This window comes from Streptomyces sp. HNM0645 (genome assembly GCF_030056615.1).
GTDB classification, from domain to species: domain Bacteria; phylum Actinomycetota; class Actinomycetes; order Streptomycetales; family Streptomycetaceae; genus Streptomyces; species Streptomyces marianii.
Genome location: NZ_JASHLT010000026.1, coordinates 56,382 through 75,308 on the forward strand (window position 1 = coordinate 56,382; position 18,927 = coordinate 75,308).

The window sequence follows — 18,927 nt, forward strand, 5'->3', positions numbered from 1 at the left end:
CCAGCCGCTGGGGCGTCCTGACCCTCCTCGCGCTCGGCTGCGACTTGGTGGACCGTCTGCTTCCCCTGACCGGCTGGATAGCCGCCCACCACCGCGACACCGACGACGACCCACCCAAGGCGTACCCGCAGCTGTGCCTGGGCTTCGAGCTCGACACCCCCACCGTCCGCACCGGCCCCAACGCGGTCAACATTCTCACCCAACTGACCGGACTCGGCCTGCCCCCCGGCATCCTGGCCGCCGACCGCGCCTACACCAACTGCACCCCCGCCACCTTCCAGACCCCCGTCCGACGGCTCGGCTACCGCCTCGCTCTGGACTACAAGGTCATCGAGCGCGGACGGCAGGGCAGCTGGCAGGGAGCCCCGCTCGTCGACGGCTCGCTGATGTGCCCGCTCACCCCCGCCCCTCTGATCCAGGCCACTTCCGGCGCCGCCGACGACACCATCCGCGCCCCTGGCGACGAACTCGCCGAGAAGATCGAGGCCCGCGAGCCGTACCATTTCAAGCTCAAACAGGGACCCGACGCCCGCGGCGCGATCCGCCTCCAGTGCCCGGCCTCCGGCCCGTCCCCCTCGGTCAACTGCGCCCGCCGCGACCGGCTGAGGCCCCGCACCCCCGCCACGATGCCCACCCGGATCGTCGACCTCACCGCACCCCGTGACCGGACCGCCCACACGGCGGCCCGCCCCACCATCCAGATCCCCGACGCCGAACACTTCGCCCCGCCACCGAAGAAGACGCTGCCCGAGGTGTGCTGCGCTGGCTCCATCACCGTGCCCGCCGATGCCGAAGCGGCCGACTGGCGCCTGGCCAAGTACCGCCAGGACGTCCACTACCTGCACACAACGTGGATCAACGTCTACCGGCCCATCCGCAGCCACAACGAAGGCGCCAAACGGGCGCTTCAAGAGCGGGAAACTCGACATCGGCAACCCCAAACACCGGCCCGCCCCCGGGCAAGTCACCCAGGCGCTTCTCCTCGCCGTCATGCTCACGATCGCCAACCTGACCGTCCTGGAAACCCAGCTCACAGAACGCGACGGCCCCGACGAACTCACCCCCGCCGACTTCGACGCCAGCGGCCCCCTCCCACCACCCGCCGATCCCGTTGTCATGCACGCCTTGCCGTCGGGGCGCCCGCCACCGTCCACCCGCTGACCGAGCCCGCGTGGAACAACCCCACAGCGCCGAAGCACGCGGATCACCACGATCGGCGTGCTTCCCCATGCCCGGAGCCAGGCAAGCACGCTCAACACGCTCGCCACGCCGCCCCGCCATCGGCCCTCCCGACAAGCCCAGAAACGACGAAATCCCGCCCGATCGAAGTGATCGGACGGGATCTCGTGAACCGCCTACGAGCTAACTCGTGAACGGCGCTGTTGTGGGGTGTTCACGAGTGTCTCTGACCAGGCGGGACAGAAGCGGTTGAAGATCGCTTCCCAGTTACCCGAAGATCGTTCCCCGCTGCCGGGGCCGCTCGCGTCCCGCCTCAGGGACCGGACCGCCACCTGCACCTCGGCTCGCTCCTGCCTCAGCAGCGCGCCCCGCAGGGCCACTCCGCGCGGACCGCGGACGCGACGGCATCTTGATCCTTTCGGTTTCGTGCCTGTTCAATCTGCAGATGACTGAGACTGATGTCGACCTTGGCACCGTCACCGCGCCCTCCGGGATGCTCGTGCTGGGGATGGCGGGCGGGATCGACTTCTGGCCGCAGGTGGGCCGGGCGCTGTCCGAGCGGGCCCGGATCGTAGTAGCCACCGGCGGCGGGCACTTGCACGGACCCGAGAACAGTGAGCCATCTGTTTGGATGTGCGAGGCGATCGCTGTAGCAGCCGCCCCAGACCGGCCCCTGCAGGTTCGGGCCCAGACATCGGCCTCACCCTTCGACGGGGAACCGACGATCACCGTCCTGGAGGTCGACCTCGCCCTGCCCTGGGCCGGCCCCGAGGACGGCGAAGCCCTGCAGCTCGGCGACCTGCCAGTCGACCGATGTGGCATGGTCCTCGGCGACGCTCAGGCACTGGACGACTTCACCGGCCTGGACGGACAGTCCACCGACGGTCTCGCGGACGTCACCTACTGGGGCAAGTACGAAGACACCGTCCATGCGCAGTTCGGCGGTGACCGCATCCCGCAGCACCCCAGCGGACACGGGCCGCGCGGGTGGCTCGACCTCCCCCTGGCCGAGGCCGAAGCAATCGCCGAACGGCTCCGCGCCTGGACCCAAGAAGGCCCCGGCAACGGGCTGATGGTCTCCGTCGACGCCCACACCGACTTCCACCGATTCAACCGAGCCGGCTGGAGCCACCCACTGCTGGCGGGTGCCATCGACCTCGACGGATGTCCAATTCTCGGTCTCGGCTGGGATCCCGGGGACCACTCCATACGCCACCACGGAGAGCGGGGCCACGGACAGGTCTACCCCGCCACCCTCGAAGCCCGCGCAGGCGAAACGGTACTGCGCTGGACCATCCCACCGTACGAACCTGACCTGTGAACCACACCCCGACGTGAAGGGTGCCCGGAGAACTCAGTTGAGCCGGACGGTTCAGCCCGGCACACTCGCCCGATGAGCCACAGCACACAACCGGGCCGCTGGGACGGGCCCTGGTACCGGGTTCGCACTGAGCACTTCGAAGCCGCTTTCCTGCCGAACTCCGGCGAGGATCTGGAATCTGTGGACAACATCGACGTCTTCGTGGACCTGAAGGACGGATCCCGCTGGAGCGCGACCATCATCACCCTCGGACAAGTCGAGGCCATCATGGCGAGATGGGCCGAAAGCGGGGAAGCCTTGGGAGGCCGCTACTTCTGGTGCTCGGACGGTCTGATCGTCCGCGATCCCGGCATCAGCAACATGGCCCAGGTACTCACCGGCCTGATCGAGTCCGACGAGTTCACGCAAATCCTTCACCGCATCGACGGCTGACCCGGCACGGTGTACCACGTCCTTGAACGCCACCAGGCCCCAGCAGCAGCGCCTTCAACCTCCGGGGGCAGTGACGTGCAGCCATACGTCTATCAGGTCACCAAGTACGACCCTGCCGACCGCGATCAGCACGGCCACTACGTCGGCGTCGAGCCTGCGACCAGTGACCACGGACGGGTCGAAACCGCATACCTACAGGCCATCGCCGCCTTTGCCGAAGAATCCGGTGTCGACCAGTTGGCCGTCCGCGAGCCGAAGATCGGCGGATTCTGCCACTTCGGCTTGGAGCCACCGGTCGACGGTTACGGCCTGACCGACGTCTTCCCAGCCGGCCTCACCGGGTTCCACGACGGTGCCCTGGTATCGATGGCCGTCGGCCTGGAACTCGTCAGGGCCATGCTCCGCGACAACGGCGCCTGGTGCCGTCTGGAGGCGGAGGGGGCATTCACCGTGCACGTCGGCTGGGACCAGTACCTCTACGTCGGCAGCAGCCGCCCTTGCGAAGCGGCGCTGGCCCGCACCCGCTCGCTCGGACTTTTCCCAGAACGCGTGCACGCATCGCCGTACGACTTCGCCCCCGATGACCCACAGCACGTACAGCGCCCGGCCGACGCCGACTTCTGGGCCCGCCTGCGCTGGACTGTCAGCGCCCACCGTGCCGTGTTCCTGGAGGAGGTCTTCGCCACCAACGCCTCCCGATGGCACCGCCTGACCCGCGACACCATCGAGACCGTGCGCTCCGAGTTGACCCCACGCTCCCAGTTGGCGGTCTGGCCGGACCTGCTCACCGACGTCGACACGGCCGTGGCTGCTCTGCCCGACGAAGGCATGGTGGAGGTCGTCTGGGAAGACAAGGACGGACAGATCACGAGCACGGTCGTGGACGAGACCCAGTTCGAGGCGGTGGCCTCCCAGCTCGCCAGCGCGCATGCTGCCGGTGTTGTATCCATGGATGCCGGTGAAGGTCTCCCCCTGTTCACAGCTGTACTGCCGGACAGTGACGGTGTCCTGCGCGCTCGCTGGCAGACCGAGCCAACGCCCAGCGACCGGGACTGGGCGTTCCTGAAGACCCTGCGGCGCGGCCAGGTCGTCACCGGCACGGTGACGACCATCGCCGACTTCGGCGTCACCTTCGTGGACATCGGCGGCTTCACCGCGATGATCAACATTCCGGAGCTGTCCTGGCGTCCCTTCGACCACCCGTCCGATGTCGTCAGCGTCGGCCAGGAGATCACAGCCGAAGTCCTCGACGTCGACATGGTCCGGGAACGGGTACCGCTGTCGCTGCGAGCGGTACAGGAGGACCCGTGGCCGCAGGTAGCGCAGCGGATCGGACAGGTGGTCACCGGACCGGTCACCAAGATCGTCCCGTTCGGCGTCTTCGTCCGCATCGAAGACCGAGAGGACGGCTTCCAGGGGCTGGTGCACACCAGCGAGCTGAATAAATCGTCCAAGAAAGACATCGAGGTCGGTGACGCCCTCACCGTGAAAATCATTGAGGTCGACACCGCGCGCCGCCGCATTGCCTTGTCGCACGCCCAGGCCCGCACAACCCGCCCTCAGGGCGGCGGTAAGGACGGATCGGCATGAGGAGCCAGGAGGCCGAGCTCGACCGGGACATAGCCGCGCTTCTGGCGGCCAGGGCGTTCACCGAGATCCGCCATCTGGCCGGAAGCGCACAGCACGTGGCGCAGGACAACTCTCCTGACGAGGCTCTGGACCGCATCAGATTCCTGGCCAACTTGAGCCACAATCTTCCGGGCGTCGCACGGCCAACCCCCAGGAAGCCGTCCCGTCGGGGCAAGTCCCCTGGGAGCTTCGATCAGGCGATGGCCGAACGACCGATGAGCTGGGTCTGGAACACCGCCGGCCCGGAGGCGCGGGCATGGATGCTGCGTCACATCGAACAGGCAGGACGAACCTGGACGCCACCCCCGCCACTGCCTGCGTCCCGCAAGGACCCGTCCCCGAGGACGCCGCAGCAATGGGCCAGCCTTCTGCTCAGGCGCTGGCCTGTCAAGGCCCCAGCCGGGCGCCAGCCACTGCCTCCGGTGGCGAACGTTCTCAAGGTCCTCGACACCGAAGCGATCTGCGCCCTGCACGACGAGGCCCGACGGCTCCGGCTCGGCCTGGGTGGAGGGGCGGCATGGCTCCGGGCCCACCTGGCCCCCGACGGAGTCCACTATCCGCTCCCGGACCCGGCCCACTACTACTGGCCCGGCACCCCAGACGGTCGCGGCGGCAAGATCGACTGGTGGCAGTGCACCACGCTGCTGCAGATGCACAACGGAGAGCAGGTCAGCGGCATGGTCGCCGTACTCCCGGAGACCTTCACAGCGTTGCCCTCGACTCTGCCCCGCAAAGCCCAGTTGCGACTCGTCCACTGCGTCCGCTCGATCGAGCGAGACACCTCCCTTTGGGGCCGGGACCACAACGCCGAATGCGCACCGCACCTTTGCGGCTACGTCCCCGAAGCGAACGACAACGCTCCAACGACTACATGACCGCCGACAACGACGGCCAATGGGATCGATCGTCAGCGCAGCTAGACCATGGCGACAGCCTCGGGAACGCAGGGCCGATATGGAGTGGAGTCAGGGTGGCTGCGCACGGCAGAGTGGGACGGTGAGTGAACTGTGGGCGCATGCCCTGACGTGGGCAGATGTGGATCCGGCTCGACATTCGTTCGAGATGGACGCCGATGCGGCGGAGGAGTTGGCGGGCCTTGTCGTGCCCTTGCTGCCCAGCGCTGAAGTCGCTCGCGAGGATCGCTGGCGTTCATTGGAGCCGGTCACCGAGTTCCTGGCGGGCCGGTACGGCCGATGGGCCTGCGGATGGAACTGGTCGGTCGGCGAGGGTGACGTCGACGGAGGTGTCGTCGGGGTCTGGTGCTGTTCATCCGACTCCGTGACGACTCCAGATGCGACTGCCCCGCTGGTTGTTGACGCCCTTCGGGAATGGCGTGGTTGGCTGGAGGACCTGGCGGAGCGGTTCGCGGCCCTGGCCCCGCCGGAGAACACCGCGGCGTCTTCGGCGGACCTCTGGTACTGGGAGCGGGCGTGCACGCGCCTGGTCACCGTGGTAGCTGACCGCACCCAGGCCGATAGCGGCTGGTACGGGCATTGCATGCAAGTCCTCCGATGGTTTCTCGCCTACAACGGCATCGACGAGGGCCAGGCCGAGGAGATCGTCGAGAACGCGGTCGGCGGCCAGTTCGGCAGTTGGATCGCACCTGACGTTCCGGTGGTCGACGCAGTGAGCTCGCGGTTCGCCAGAGGCGTGGGCGGCATCAGATGACTTCCGGTCCCGGCCAACCGAAGGACAGCCTTGCCGACTGGCTGCTCATCCGGCCGGAGATCTCCTGGCCGCCCTGGCGCGGCGCACGCCTCGTCTCGGAGGCGCCGGCCCGCGACGGCTTCCGGAATTTCTTCATGGCAACGCGAGGCGGACGTGACAGCGAGGGAACCGCACGGGTCCTGACCGCTCTCGACTTGGCCTTCGCCGACGCTGAGCAGGGTAGGCCGCTGACCTTCGCCCTCATGGCGAAGTGGCAGCGGGCTGTGCTGGGCCACGACCTGGTCGGCTTCCGCACGATGCCGGCCTTCGCGAAGGGCGGACGGGAGCGCTACGGTCTTGCACCCGATACGCAGGCGCTGTTCGGGCGCTGTCTGTCCGATCGCTCTCAACCTGATCTGTCCCTCCCGTCACGTGCTGCCCGGACCTACCTCGACATCCTCTTCTTCCATCCGTTCGAGGACGGCAACGCCCGCGCGGCCATGCTGGCGTTGGCCTTCGTCCTGGCCCGCGAAGGCGTCCTCCTCGACCAGGTTCACCCACTGCAGACCGCCCGCTGGGCCGACGACACAGAAGGCGCGGCCGATCTGGCGGTGCTGCTCGGAATCCTGATCACCGCTGCGGAGCGGCGTCTGTCCCACGGGAGGCAGTCGTGAACGAACGCGATGTCCTGCTCAACAAGCTCGCGCAAGGGCTGCGCCCGATGTCAGAGGGCATCGAATGGTTCGACGGCCTCGGCCAGGAAGAGCAGTCCGAGGTGCTGCTGTTCCTGCGCCATCACTGCGTCCAGGCGCGCGCAGTCACCGAGGACGCACCAGAGAGCATCCGCCGTGCCGGGCTGCGCCCGACGCATACACCCGCAGTGCTGATCTCACGAGGCCGGATAGACGAACAATTGGGAAAGATCGCCGGTCTCGCGCCTCTCGACGAACGCCGCAAGGCGTTCCGGCTGCTGATCGCGGTGCTCGCGATCGCCGACGGACGGCGCCGCGAGCGCTTCTGCTCCGGCAGCTGCAGTCACTGGTGGCACAGACTGTCCGTAGCCCCTCGCCTCGCACGCCTCAGCCGCCTTATGGTGCCGGGGAGTTGGCTCGCCTGCGGGATTGGGCGAATCATCTGCCGGCCCAGGCTCGACTCGACGGCCTCGCCCTCATGACGCTCGGAGCCGGGTGTGGCCTGATGCCGGGCGAGGTCCCGCCCATGCGAGGCAGCCATGTTCGCGTGACCTCCGGCGGGGTCGCGGTGCTGGAGGAGAAGCTGCTCGGCCGACTCGTGGCGTGCCACTCCGACTGGGAAGGCACGCTGGCCGAGCTGGCAGAGACCTCCGGACCCGGATTCCTCTTCCGGCCGGGACGGAAGGTCGCGGCAGCCAAGAACCTCGTCTCGTCCTGGCCTGCCCGCCATCGGCCCCACGCGGGTCTGCCGCCGCTCTCCGCTCGGCGGTTGCGGTCGACGTGGATCGTCGGCCGGCTTTCCGAGGGCATCAGTCCGGAGGCGGTCGCTTCCGCCGCGGGCATGGCCTCCCCTGCCGGTTTGGCGGGCTACCACCACTGGGTGCCCCCACTACCCAGGGCGGAGGTGATCCGATTGCTGCGTGGCTGCCGCTCGTGAGGGCGCGACCTGAAGCCGATCAGCTGGCCGCCCGCCATGCGCGACCACGACTGCGGCCTGGACGGCTCACCGAGATCCCAGACTCGAAGGTCGGCCAGCTGCTGACCGTCCTCGACCGCTCCGGCCTGCCCCAGCAGCTGGAAGACATGCTGCGAGGCCGTCCTGGGCCACCAGGCGTGCGGCCGAGGACCGTACTGGCCGGCCTGATGCTCGCCGTGTACTACACGGGCCGAGCCACGGTCTCCGACGCCTGGCGGATCCTGCACTTCCGTCTCCAGCCCGCAGCCCGCGCGTGGCTCGGCATCCCCGAGGTTCCGCCGTCCACGGCACGTGCGTGCATAGCTGCCAGTCGTCGCCTCTACAGAGGGCTGGACCGGATCACCACCGCGCTCGACCCGGCACGCTGCGACCGGCGCCGGCGCCTGGACCAAGCGGAGGCGGACATCCACTCCGCTGCCTGGGACGAGGCTGTCGGCCGCGCGGCCGCGAACCGGCTCCAACGGCTGGCGAACGATCTCGTACTGGTCCCGGTCCGGCTGGCACAGCAACGGGGATACCTGCGGAACTGGGCCGGTGACGTGGGCGTGGACGCCACCTCCATCCCGGTTCTGGCCAACCCTGATAGCGACTACTCGGGCACGGCCTCCGTCGAGATCACCGCCGGCTGGCACTTCAGCGGCGGCTCCGACAAGGGCATCTTCGGCTACAGCGCGAGCCTGCTCGTCGCCGCCCACTCCCGCACGGGCGAAGGAGCCACGAAGGGCCGCCGCGCGCCCTCCTACCCGCAACTCTGCCTCGGCCTCAGCCTGGACACTCCGACCGTCCGTACGGGCGAGAACGCGGTCACCGTGTTGAATCACCTCGCCGAGCTTCGACTGCCGACAGGTATCTGTGCCGCAGATCGGGCCTACACCGGCTGCTCGCCGGAGAACTTTCAGGTTCCGGTACGCCGACTCGGCTACCGCCTGGCCCTGGACTACAAGGCGGCCGACCGTGGCATCCAGGGCAGCTGGCAAGGAGCCGTACTGATCGACGGCTCCCTCGCCTGCCCACACATCCCCAACGCCCTGGCTCAGGCCACTCACGGCATGGACGACAAGACCTTCCGCCGACGGCTCGACGATCTGAAACCTCTGGTCGCCGAGCGACTGCCCTACTTCCTCAAGCTCAAGCAGAACGCCGACGCCCGCGGAACCGTGCGCCTGCAATGCCCGGCGGCCGGGCCGTCCCCTTCGGTGAACTGTCCACGCCGAGAACGCCTCCGCCCTGCTCGACCGACCGCCTCGGGCCCGCCTCAGACCGTGATCAAACTGGCGGATCTCCGCTCCCGCGCCAGCCACGCCTCGGCTCGCCCGACCGTCCAGCTCCCTGACAGAGAGTGGACGGACCCTCCCGGCAAGGAGGCGCTGCCCGCCGTCTGCGGGGCCTCCGCGATCAGCGTCCCCGTCGACGCGGCCGGAGACCTGAAGATCGCCAAGTTCCGGCAGGACAGCCACTACCTCAGCCTCGCCTGGGATCGGATCTACAGGCCGATCCGTTCCCACAACGAGGGCCTCAACGGCCGCCTCAAGGGCGCCTACATGGACATCGGCAACCCGATGCACCGCCGAGCACCCGGCCAGGTGGCCCAGACGATCTTGATCGCGATCATGTTGGCCATCGGAAACCTGGACATCCTGGAAACCTGGCTCTACGAGCGCACCGGCAGCCGCCTTTCCGACGCCGACTTCGATTCCATTCCGGCTGCCCCAGGTCGCGACTCGTCTTCCGCCCCCACACCACTCGACATGGGACGGCATCCGCCGGCCAGCCTCTGATCGGGCAGCATCACAGCCGCACAGCACCATCACCAGCCCCGGGCGACCGGGGCCGGTTCGCATGCCCCGGCGGCGGCCAGGCACCTGCCGAGCAACCCGCCAGACCCGATACGCCGCCATCCACCACCCCGAACAGGCATCGAACGACCCCCGAAACGACGAAGATCCCGTCCGATCTTTCGATCGGACGGGATCTCGTCACCATTCCTGAGCTGACTCAGGAACAGCCGGTTGTGGACCTGAGGGGATTTGAACCCCTGACCCCCTCGATGCGAACGAGGTGCGCTACCAGTCTGCGCCACAGGCCCTTGCAACGAGTGAAACCTTAGCACCCCGATCGGGGTGCTTGGAAATCCGTTCCTCGCTGGTCGGGCCGGGCAGGGTTCCGAAGGTCCGGACGCCCGCCCGGCCCCGTCTCACTCGTTGGCGGCGCGGGGCCGGTCCTCGTCCTCGTACTGGTCGAAGAGCGGGGTGCGGCCGTGCTCGCGGGTGCGGCGCGGCGGGGTGGTGCGCTGCCGCGGGGGTTGCGGGGCGGCGGGCGTGGCCGGATCGGCCGTGGAGGAGCGGGCCGAACTCCAGGTCTCCGGGTCCGTGACATCGATGCCGCTCGTGGCGCGCGGGGCGACCGGTGCGGTGACGTACGTGGGGAGCGGCACCGGGACCGGGTCCCAGCTGTCGCCGCGCCCGGGGCCCGGGTCGCGCTGCTGGTCCACCCACTCCGCGTGGTCGGTCTGCTCGACCAGGGCCCGGCGGCCGGCCTCCTGCGGCGAGACCGCGGGCGCCGGCTCGGGCTCGGGCCGCGCCGGGGCCGCCTCGTCCAGTTCCTTCGCGGCGGCCGGCCGCCGCCGCACGTGGGTCTCGCGCAGCCGCCGTGCCGCGGCTTCGGCACGGCGCCGGTCCATCACGTACACGAAGCGGCGCCGCTCCTGGGCGCGCAGGTACGCGATGTAGGTGCTGAGGAGGACCGCCGGAACCGCCGGCGCCCACAGGAGGCCCAGCCCCCCGACGGCCGCGACGATCGCGCCGAGGGAGAAGGCCAGGAAGAGGAGAACGGTGGTGCGCCGGCGCCGGGCCAGGACCTTGGTGCGCCGTGCGCGTTCCGAGGCGGGCGTGCCGCTCGGCCTGGGTGCCCGCTCCTTGCGTGCCCTGGCCGGGGCGGCCGGCACGTCCAGCCGCGCCTCGGTCCTGGCCGGGGGCGCGGCGAAGGCCCGGACGTCGACGGAACTCATTCGGTCCGTCTCGGATTCCGGGTCGGCGTCGGTGGCGGGGTCGTCCTCGGTGGTGCGTTCACGCAGCTCCTTGGCGTACCGGCGCTCCATTCCCGCCCGTCCGGACAGCAGCCGGATGGCGGTGCTGAAGCGTTCCGTCGGACGGGCTTCGTTGAGCTCGTCCTGCCTGCGGAGCCACATCGGCACCAGGTAGGCGGCCCAGGCCCCGACGATGACTGCGTAGATGAGGCCGCTGCTGCTCACGCATCACACCGTAGAGGGATTCGCACCAGGGCATCGGCCAATTGGCCCGGTGTGTCGCACGATCTGGCTGATACCACTGACTTTTTTTGTGACTCTTCAGATCACCGAGCGATCGAGTGGGGATGGAATTCGAACAATTATTTCATTTCTCATGTCGCGCGGGTCGTGCCTGGTGCCAGCGGCGCAGCAGCCCCCCGGGCACCTCCTCCGCCGTGAGCGCGAACACCAGATGGTCCCGCCAGGCGCCGTCGATGTGGAGATAACGCGGGCGGAGCCCCTCCTCGCGGAATCCGAGTTTCTCCACGACCCTGCGGCTCGGCCCGTTCTCGGGGCGAATGCAGACCTCGACGCGGTGCAGCCCGACGCTTCCGAAGCAGTGGTCGACGGCCAGCGCCACGGCCGTGGGCATCACCCCGCGTCCCGCGACCTCGCGGTCGACCCAGTAGCCGACATGACCCGAGCACATCGAGCCCCAGGTGATGCCGGCGACGGTGAGCTGGCCGACCAGCACGCCGCGGAACTCGACCACGAACGGCAGCATCCGCCCGGCGTGGGCCTCGGCGCGCAGATGGCGCACCATCTGGCGGTACGTGGGGCGCTGTGCGACGGGGCCGCCGGGGGCCGGCGGCGGGATCGTCGCCTCCCAGGGGCGCAGCCAGTCCCGGTTGCGCCGGTTCACCTCCCGCCACGCCCGCTGGTCACGCAGCTTTATCGGGCGGAGGGTGACATCACCGTCCGCCAGGACCACGGGCCACGAGTGAGTGTTCAGCGGGGACTCCCTGGAGAACCCGAGGGGCCGGCGGGTTCGGCGGGCCGCGGGTGGTCGCCGCCGTGCAACTGGTCCACGGCGTGCGGCAGCACTCGCGACAGAACGGCGAGCCCGTCGCGCACACCGCCCGCGGACCCGGGGAGATTGACGATCAGGGTGCGGTCCGCGACCCCGGCGAGGCCCCGGGACAGCGCCGCGGTGGGCACCTTCGCGAGACCGTGCGCGCGGATCGCCTCGGGGATGCCGGGGATCTCGTAGTCGAGGACCCGGGCGGTGACGTCGGGGGTGCGGTCGGTGGGTGAGATCCCGGTGCCACCGGTGGTGAGGATGACGTCGTACGCCGAGGCCACGCCGTCGCGCAGGGCCGCTTCGACCGGGTCTCCGTCCGGGACGACCCGGGGACCGTCGACCTGGAAGCCCATCCCGGCGAGTCCTTCGGCGAGGAGCGGGCCGCCCCTGTCCTCGTAGACCCCCGCGGCGGCCCGGTTGGAGGCGGTCACGACGAGCGCGCGGCGCGGCGGGCGCCCGGGTCCGGCTCCCCCGGGTCCGGTCTGTCCGGCGTGGGCGTGGCTGTGGACCTCCCCGGCGCGGGGGGTCATCGCCGGGCCTCCTCACGGACCCAGTCGCCGGACTTCCCGCCGGTCTTCTCCTCGACCCGGACGTCGGTGATCACCGCGGCCTTGTCGACCGCCTTGACCATGTCGACGACGGTCAACGCGGCCACGGACACCGCGGTCAGGGCCTCCATCTCGACGCCCGTGCGGTCGGTCGTCCTCACGGTGGCGAGGATCTCGACGGCGTCGTCGGCCACGGACAGATCCAGCTTCACCCCCGACACCGCAAGCGGATGGCACAACGGGATCAGGTCCGGTGTGCGCTTCGCGCCCATGATTCCCGCGATCCGGGCGGTGGCGAGGGCGTCGCCCTTCGGCACCCCCTCGCCACGCAGCAACTCCACGACACGCGGTGAGACGAGGACCCGGCCGCTCGCGCGCGCGGTGCGCGCGGTGACGTCCTTCTCCGAGACGTCGACCATACGGGCCGCGCCGGCCTCGTCGATGTGTGTGAGTCCTTGCTGCGCGCTCATGGCTGTGGCTCCCGGTCACTGTGTGGTGAGACACGCTACCGCCACGGCCGCGCGCTCATCCGAGCAGGACCACCTCCGTCTCCGTGCCCGGCTCGACGGAGGTCGTGTCCTCGGGGACGACGATGAGCGCGTTCGCCTGGGCGAGGGCCGCGATCAGATGCGAGCCGCTGCCCCCGACGGGGGTGACGATGCCCTTCTCCGCATCGTAGGCACCCCGCAGGAACTGCCGCTTCCCCTCGGGCGACGTCAGCGTCTTGTCCGTGCGGAGCGTCGCGCGCACCTGGGGCCGCCGCACGTCCTGCAGCCCCATCAGGGTGCGGATCGCGGGACGGACGAACAGCTCGAACGACACATAGGAGGAGACGGGATTGCCCGGCAGGGCGAGCAGCGGCGTGTGATCGGGGCCGATGGAGCCGAAGCCCTGGGGCTTGCCCGGCTGCATGGCCAGCTTGCGGAAGTCGACCCCGCCGCCGGGCTCGTCCTCGTCGCCCACGGAGGAGAGCGCCTCCTTGACCACGTCGTACGCGCCGACGCTGACCCCGCCCGTGGTGACGATCAGATCGGCGCGGATGAGCTGGTCCTCGATGGTGGCGCGCAGTTCGTCGGCGTCGTCGGTGACCGCGCCCACACGGTAGGCGATCGCCCCGGCGTCACGGGCGGCGGCGGTGAGCGCGAAGCTGTTCGAGTCGTAGATCCTGCCCTCGCCCAACTCCTCACCGGGCTGGACGAGTTCGCTGCCCGTGGACAGGACGACGACACGCGGGCGCGGGCGCACCCGGACCGTGCCGCGGCCGATCGCGGCCAGCAGACCGATCTGCGGAGGCCCGAGGACCGTGCCCTCGGTCAGGGCGAGGTCCCCCGCCCGGACGTCACTGCCGCGCTCGCGCACATGGGCTCGGGGCTCCACCGGCCGGTGGACCCGCACCTCGCCGGTCGCGCCCTCGGGGGCGGTGCCGGCCGGCCGCATGGACGTGGCGGCCCCGCCGCCCGTGCCGCCGTCGGTCCACTCGACGGGGACGACGGCCTCGGCGCCGGGCGGGAGCGGGGCGCCGGTCATGATCCGGGCGGCCTGCCCGGGGCCGACGGTGCGCGTCTCGTCACCGCCCGCGGCCACGTCCCCGATGACGGTCAGCACGGCGGGGAAGTCCTCGCTCGCACCCGCGACGTCGGCGACGCGGACCGCGTACCCGTCCATCGAGCTGTTGTCGAACGGGGGCAGGGCCACGGGGACGGTGACGTCCTCGACGAGCACGCAGCCCTGGGCGTCCGACAGCGGGAGGTCGATCGGGTCCAGCGGGTGGAGCGCGCCGAGGATGTCCTCCAGATGGCCGTCCACCGACCACAGCGCCGGTCGGCCGCCGGGGGCGTCACCGGCCGGGCCGGCGCCGGCCGGGGTGGCGGGGCCGGAGCCCGTGCCGGGTGTTGCCGTGCTGCTCACGTGCTACATCTCCTCGGTGACGTAACGGCGAAGCCAGGCTCGGAAGTCCGGGCCCAGGTCTTCACGTTCGCACGCGAGTCTGACAATGGCACGCAGATAGTCGCCTCGGTCGCCGGTGTCGTAACGGCGGCCCTTGAAGACGACGCCGTGTACTGGCCCGCCGATCTTCTCGTCGGCGGCGAGCATCTGCAGGGCGTCGGTGAGCTGGATCTCGCCACCGCGGCCCGGCTCGGTCTTGCGGAGTATCTCGAAGACGGCCGGGTCCAGGACGTAGCGGCCGATGATCGCGTAGTTGCTGGGCGCCTCGGCCGGGTCGGGCTTCTCGACCAGTCCGGTGACCCGGACGACGCCGTCCTCGCCGGTGGTCTCCACGGCCGCGCAGCCGTACAGGTGGATCTGGGAGGGCTCGACCTCCATCAGGGCGATCACGCTGCCGCCCTCGCGCTCCTGGACGTCGACCATCCGGGACAGCAGCGGGTCGCGCGGGTCGATCAGGTCGTCGCCGAGGAGTACCGCGAAGGGCTGGTCGCCGACGTGCGGGGCGGCGCACAGGACGGCGTGGCCGAGACCCTTGGGGTCACCCTGGCGTACGTAGTGCATGGTGGCGAGGTCGCTGGACTCCTGGACCTTCTCGAGGCGCTCCGCGTCGCCCTTGCGGCTCAGCGCCTCCTCCAACTCGTAGTTGCGGTCGAAGTGGTCCTCGAGGGGCCGCTTGTTGCGCCCGGTGACCATGAGAACATCCGAGAGGCCGGCGGCGGCGGCCTCCTCGACCACGTACTGGATCGCCGGCTTGTCGACGACGGGCAGCATCTCCTTGGGAGTGGCCTTGGTGGCCGGCAGGAACCGGGTGCCGAGGCCTGCGGCGGGGATGACAGCCTTGCTGATCCGGGGGTGCGACTCGCTCATGTGGGCACCATATCCGGTACCTATGGGCGGAAGATTAGTCTCCGGTTAACTTTCTCCTCATACAGGCATATTGACAGTGGATTGCGAGGTTGCCGTGGACCCCGAGATGTCCGGAAAGGGCACGGTTCGACGTGAACTGCTCGACGCACGACGCCTGCTGTCCCCTGAAGACGCCCGTGAGGCCTCGCTGGTTCTCGCCCGGCACGCGCTGGAGCTCCCCGAGCTGGCCACGGCCCGTACCGTGGCCGCCTATGTCTCCGTAGGGCGTGAACCCGGTACCCGCGCGCTGTTCGACGCGCTGCGCGCGCGGGGCGTACGGGTGCTCCTGCCGGTGCTGCTGGACGACAGCGATCTCGAGTGGGCGGTGTACGAAGGGCCCGGTCGGCTGGTGCCGGCCCGCCGCGGACTGATGGAGCCGGACGGGCCACTGCTCGGCCACAAGGCCGTACTGGAGGCGGACACCGTCCTGCTGCCGGGGCTCGCGGTGGACGAGCGCGGCATGCGGCTCGGCCGCGGCGGAGGCTCCTACGACCGGGTCCTCGCCAGGCTGGAGGCGGCCGCGGCCCGGCCCGCGCTCGTCGTGCTCCTGTACGCGAACGAGGTGGTCGCGCGGGTCCCGGAGGAACCGCACGACCACCCCGTCCATGCCGTGGTGACCCCGGAGGGCGTCCGCCGCTTCGCGGCCCGGCCTACGGCCTGAGCGCCAGCGTGTCCTCCGTCGCCGCTTCGACCGCCTTGTCGCTGTAAGCCCAGGCGAGCAGTTCGCCCTTGGCCCACTTGTCGGTCTGGTCGGTGTAGTGCGCGCTGTAGGCGTGGCCCGAGGCGCCCGTCAGATTGATCCAGCGGGACTTGTCCCACTCGCCCACGTTGACGACCATCCGCATCGACGGGACCCAGATCACGTCGTAGCCGCCGGCCGCGTTCCAGCCGGTCGCGTTGACCGCGGCCTCGCCGCCGCCCAGGTTCCACGGGCCGCGGTTGAGCATCCGCTGCAGCACGCCGGGGCCCTCGGTGCCGAGCGTCTGGTTCTTCAGCGTGAGCTGGTGCAGCCTGCCCCAGCTCCAGCTGCCGACGTCCTTGCCGAGCTCGGCCGTCAGCTCCCAGCGGGCGTCCTTCATGGCCCGGGCGAGCAGTTCGTCACGGGTGGTCGTCGCGACGTCCTTGCGGGTCTTCGGCGCCTGCCACCACTCGCTGTCCTCGTCGTCGATCAGCCCGCGGACCACCTCGTACCAGCGGTCGCCGCCGTCCGGCTGGGCCGAGTCGGAGTCGCGCTGGCCGCACTCGCGCACCAGGGCGTTCAGGTCGTCGACCGGTCCGGTGCTGTCGGCCGGACGGACGTTGAGGCACTCGCCCCGCATCCGCAGCTCCTTGGGGAGCTTGTTGCCGAAGGCCAGCTTGAGCACATGGCGCCAGACGGCGTTGAAGTAGGCCGCGGCCCCGGAGTCCGGCTCCTGGCTGTAGTCCCAGCCCTCCAGCAGCTTCTGCGCCTCGCGCACATACGGGTCGGAGACGTCGATCTTCAGCAGATGGGGCGTCAGCAGCTTGGCGATCTCGCTCTGGTTGTCCATCTGCATGGTGCGCATGTCGTCGGTCGAGATCTTCCCACCGTCCTTGATCTTCAACTCGATCAGGTCGTTGATCCGCTGGCTGCGGGAGCCGTAGCCGTAGTCCTTGGTGATCAGGTACGGGTACTTCTCGGCGTCCACGACGGCCTGGTTGGCGGTGACGATGTAGCCGCGCTTCGGGTTGTACTCGTACGGAAGCTCGTCGAAGGGGATGTAACCCTCCCAGCCCGAGGTCGGGTTCCAGCCCGGGGTCGGCATCGAGCCGTCGAAGCCCTCGGCGCGGACCGGGATGCGCCCCGGCGCCTGGTAGCCGATGTTGCCCTTGACGTCCGCGTAGATCAGGTTCTGCGAGGGGACGTCGAAGTCCTTCGCCGCGGCGCGGAAGCCCTGGAAGTCCTTCGCCCGGTTGAGCTTGAACACGGCGTCCATGGAGTTGCCCGGGTCCAGCGCGGTCCAGCGCAGTGCCACCCCGAAGCCGTTGCCGCGGTCGGGTGCGGGGGTCCTGACCGGCGCCCGCTCGCCCACGCGCTCCAGCTCGGCGCTGCGGTCGGAGATCAGCGGGCCGTGGTCGGTCTCCCGGACGGTGATCTTCTTGCTGCCGCCGCCGGCGACCTTGATGGTCTCCTCACGGACCTTGAACGGCTTCACCCGGCTGCCGGACGTCCAGCCCGCCTGCGAGACCTTCTCCAGGTAGAGGTCGGTGACGTCCGCACCGAGGTTGGTGAAGCCCCAGGCGATGTCCTGGTTGTGGCCGATGACCACCCCCGGCATGCCGGAGAAGGTGTACCCGGCGACGTCGAAGGAGCATTTCTCCGAGACGGCGCGGCAGTGCAGGCCCATCTGCGCCCACAGGGACGGCAGCTGCGGCGCGAGGTGCGGGTCGTTGGCGAGCAGCGGCTTGTCGGTCGTCGTGTACTTGCCCGAGACGACCCAGGAGTTGGATCCGATGCCGTTGCCGTTGGGCCCGAGCAGCGCCGGGACCCGGTCGAGCACGTCGGAGAGGCCGGAGAGCTGCGTCTGCGCGCCCTGCCCCGTGCCGGAACCGGCACCCAGGCCGCTGCCGGCGGTACCTCCGTCCAGCGACGACGAGCCGGAGGAACCCGACGAACCCGACGAACCCGAGGAGGGCTCGCCCTCCGGGTCCCACTTCTCGGCGTCGTCGTCCACGGCACCCGCCGTGACGACGGGCTGGTGCAGGTCGTACGGGTACTCCGGGTACAGCTGCTCGATCTGCTGCTCGCTCAGCCTGCTGGTCATCAGCGAGCGGTCGATCTCGTCCTGCATGTTGCCGCGCAGGTCCCAGGCCATCGCCTTCAGCCAGGCCACCGAGTCGACCGGTGTCCACTTCTCCGGCTTGTAGTCGTTGGTGAGCCCCAGGGCGACGTACTCGAGGGAGAGGTCGCTGTTGTCACGGCCCGCCAGATAGGCGTTGACGCCGTCGGCGTACGCCTGGAGGTACTTCTTGGTCGCGGGCGAGAGCTTCTCGTCGAACTCCTGCTGCGCCACCCGGTGCCAGCCGAGGGTGCGCAGGAAGGCGTCGGTCTCGACCTGCCCCGCGCCGAACATCTCGGACAACCGGCCCGCGGTGACGTGGCGGCGGACGTCCATCTCCCAGAAGCGGTCCTGCGCGTGCACGTAGCCCTGCGCGCGGAACAGGTCCTCGTCGGTGCTCGCGTAGAGCTGCGGGATGCCGCTCGCGTCCCGCTTGACGTCGACCGGGGCGGTCAGGCCCTTGAGCTTGATCGTCCCGGTGGTCTGCGGGAAGGAGGCACGCACGGTGCTGACGCCCCAGTACGCACCGCCGCCGACACCCGCGACCAGCGCCAGGGCCAGGGCGAGCACGATGAGACGGCCACGGCGGCCCCTCCTCCTGACTGGCTTCTCGGCGGAGGAGGCGGTTGTGTTGGAGGGCATCGCTGTCCTTCGAGGGCAGTGCGGTCCTGGGAGTGCTGGAGCAACCATAGGCGCAGCGATCGACGGGCCCGGACGCGGTATCAGTAACGCGATGCCAACCACCAGTCATTCGAACTCATTGA

General features: G+C 69.8%; 18 protein-coding genes and 1 tRNA gene. 11 read left to right on the plus strand and 8 right to left on the minus strand.

Annotated features, from left to right (window positions below):
- Window positions 1-47 precede the first annotated feature (47 nt).
- The 10 genes from QMZ92_RS19755 (at window position 48) to QMZ92_RS19800 (ending at window position 9,654) form a co-directional block, all read left to right on the plus strand.
- On the plus strand, window positions 48-1,373 hold the full coding sequence (locus QMZ92_RS19755) for a hypothetical protein (protein WP_283298694.1): 1,326 nt from the start codon (window positions 48-50) through the stop codon (window positions 1,371-1,373).
- Window positions 1,374-1,624: 251 nt separating this feature from the next.
- A complete protein-coding gene (locus tag QMZ92_RS19760; protein WP_283298695.1) occupies window positions 1,625-2,500 on the plus strand; it encodes a hypothetical protein in 876 nt (291 codons plus the stop codon).
- A gap of 72 nt (window positions 2,501-2,572) precedes the next feature.
- On the plus strand, window positions 2,573-2,932 hold the full coding sequence (locus QMZ92_RS19765; RefSeq protein ID WP_283298696.1) for a hypothetical protein: 360 nt from the start codon (window positions 2,573-2,575) through the stop codon (window positions 2,930-2,932).
- A gap of 75 nt (window positions 2,933-3,007) precedes the next feature.
- Window positions 3,008-4,522 (plus strand): S1 RNA-binding domain-containing protein, encoded by a 1,515-nt coding sequence (locus tag QMZ92_RS19770; protein WP_283298697.1) that lies wholly within the window; start codon window positions 3,008-3,010, stop codon window positions 4,520-4,522.
- The gene (locus QMZ92_RS19775; RefSeq protein ID WP_283298698.1) at window positions 4,519-5,436 is read left to right on the plus strand and encodes a hypothetical protein; all 918 of its coding nucleotides are present in this window, start codon (window positions 4,519-4,521) and stop codon (window positions 5,434-5,436) included. Before QMZ92_RS19770 ends, QMZ92_RS19775 begins: the two co-directional genes overlap by 4 nt.
- Before the next feature lie 121 nt (window positions 5,437-5,557).
- Window positions 5,558-6,229: a hypothetical protein gene (locus QMZ92_RS19780; protein ID WP_283298699.1), complete on the plus strand. Its 672-nt coding sequence runs from the start codon at window positions 5,558-5,560 to the stop codon at window positions 6,227-6,229.
- Complete coding sequence (locus QMZ92_RS19785; RefSeq protein WP_283298700.1) at window positions 6,226-6,882, plus strand: Fic family protein; 657 nt, start codon at window positions 6,226-6,228, stop codon at window positions 6,880-6,882. The genes QMZ92_RS19780 and QMZ92_RS19785 overlap by 4 nt, the downstream gene beginning before the upstream one ends.
- Complete coding sequence (locus QMZ92_RS19790; protein ID WP_283298701.1) at window positions 6,879-7,382, plus strand: DUF5958 family protein; 504 nt, start codon at window positions 6,879-6,881, stop codon at window positions 7,380-7,382. The genes QMZ92_RS19785 and QMZ92_RS19790 overlap by 4 nt, the downstream gene beginning before the upstream one ends.
- Window positions 7,383-7,426: 44 nt before the next feature.
- Window positions 7,427-7,837 (plus strand): hypothetical protein, encoded by a 411-nt coding sequence (locus QMZ92_RS19795; protein ID WP_283298702.1) that lies wholly within the window; start codon window positions 7,427-7,429, stop codon window positions 7,835-7,837.
- Window positions 7,834-9,654 (plus strand): hypothetical protein, encoded by a 1,821-nt coding sequence (locus QMZ92_RS19800; protein WP_283298703.1) that lies wholly within the window; start codon window positions 7,834-7,836, stop codon window positions 9,652-9,654. The genes QMZ92_RS19795 and QMZ92_RS19800 overlap by 4 nt, the downstream gene beginning before the upstream one ends.
- A 234-nt stretch (window positions 9,655-9,888) precedes the next feature.
- Here the strand turns inward: QMZ92_RS19800 and QMZ92_RS19805 are convergent.
- The 7 genes from QMZ92_RS19805 to galU form a co-directional block, all read right to left on the minus strand.
- Window positions 9,889-9,962: transfer RNA gene (locus QMZ92_RS19805), tRNA-Ala, on the minus strand.
- A 108-nt stretch (window positions 9,963-10,070) separates the two neighbouring features.
- Complete coding sequence (sepX, locus tag QMZ92_RS19810; protein WP_283298704.1) at window positions 10,071-11,126, minus strand: divisome protein SepX/GlpR; 1,056 nt, start codon at window positions 11,124-11,126, stop codon at window positions 10,071-10,073.
- A gap of 142 nt (window positions 11,127-11,268) precedes the next feature.
- Entirely contained in the window at window positions 11,269-11,874 is a 606-nt protein-coding gene (locus QMZ92_RS19815; protein WP_138054739.1) for a GNAT family N-acetyltransferase, read from the minus strand.
- A gap of 17 nt (window positions 11,875-11,891) precedes the next feature.
- Window positions 11,892-12,494 (minus strand): MogA/MoaB family molybdenum cofactor biosynthesis protein, encoded by a 603-nt coding sequence (locus tag QMZ92_RS19820; RefSeq protein WP_283298705.1) that lies wholly within the window; start codon window positions 12,492-12,494, stop codon window positions 11,892-11,894.
- A complete protein-coding gene (gene moaC / locus QMZ92_RS19825) occupies window positions 12,491-12,982 on the minus strand; it encodes a cyclic pyranopterin monophosphate synthase MoaC (protein ID WP_283298706.1) in 492 nt (163 codons plus the stop codon). The genes QMZ92_RS19820 and moaC overlap by 4 nt, the downstream gene beginning before the upstream one ends.
- A 55-nt stretch (window positions 12,983-13,037) precedes the next feature.
- Entirely contained in the window at window positions 13,038-14,327 is a 1,290-nt protein-coding gene (gene glp / locus QMZ92_RS19830; protein ID WP_283298734.1) for a molybdotransferase-like divisome protein Glp, read from the minus strand.
- Between the two features lie 96 nt (window positions 14,328-14,423).
- Entirely contained in the window at window positions 14,424-15,326 is a 903-nt protein-coding gene (gene galU, locus QMZ92_RS19835; RefSeq protein WP_138054735.1) for a UTP--glucose-1-phosphate uridylyltransferase GalU, read from the minus strand.
- A gap of 106 nt (window positions 15,327-15,432) precedes the next feature.
- Between galU and QMZ92_RS19840 the strand changes: the two genes are divergently transcribed.
- The gene (locus QMZ92_RS19840; RefSeq protein ID WP_283298735.1) at window positions 15,433-16,026 is read left to right on the plus strand and encodes a 5-formyltetrahydrofolate cyclo-ligase; all 594 of its coding nucleotides are present in this window, start codon (window positions 15,433-15,435) and stop codon (window positions 16,024-16,026) included.
- Here QMZ92_RS19840 and QMZ92_RS19845 read toward each other — a convergent pair.
- The gene (locus tag QMZ92_RS19845) at window positions 16,016-18,805 is read right to left on the minus strand and encodes a penicillin acylase family protein (protein WP_283298707.1); all 2,790 of its coding nucleotides are present in this window, start codon (window positions 18,803-18,805) and stop codon (window positions 16,016-16,018) included. The genes QMZ92_RS19840 and QMZ92_RS19845 overlap by 11 nt on opposite strands.
- Window positions 18,806-18,927: the final 122 nt, after the last annotated feature.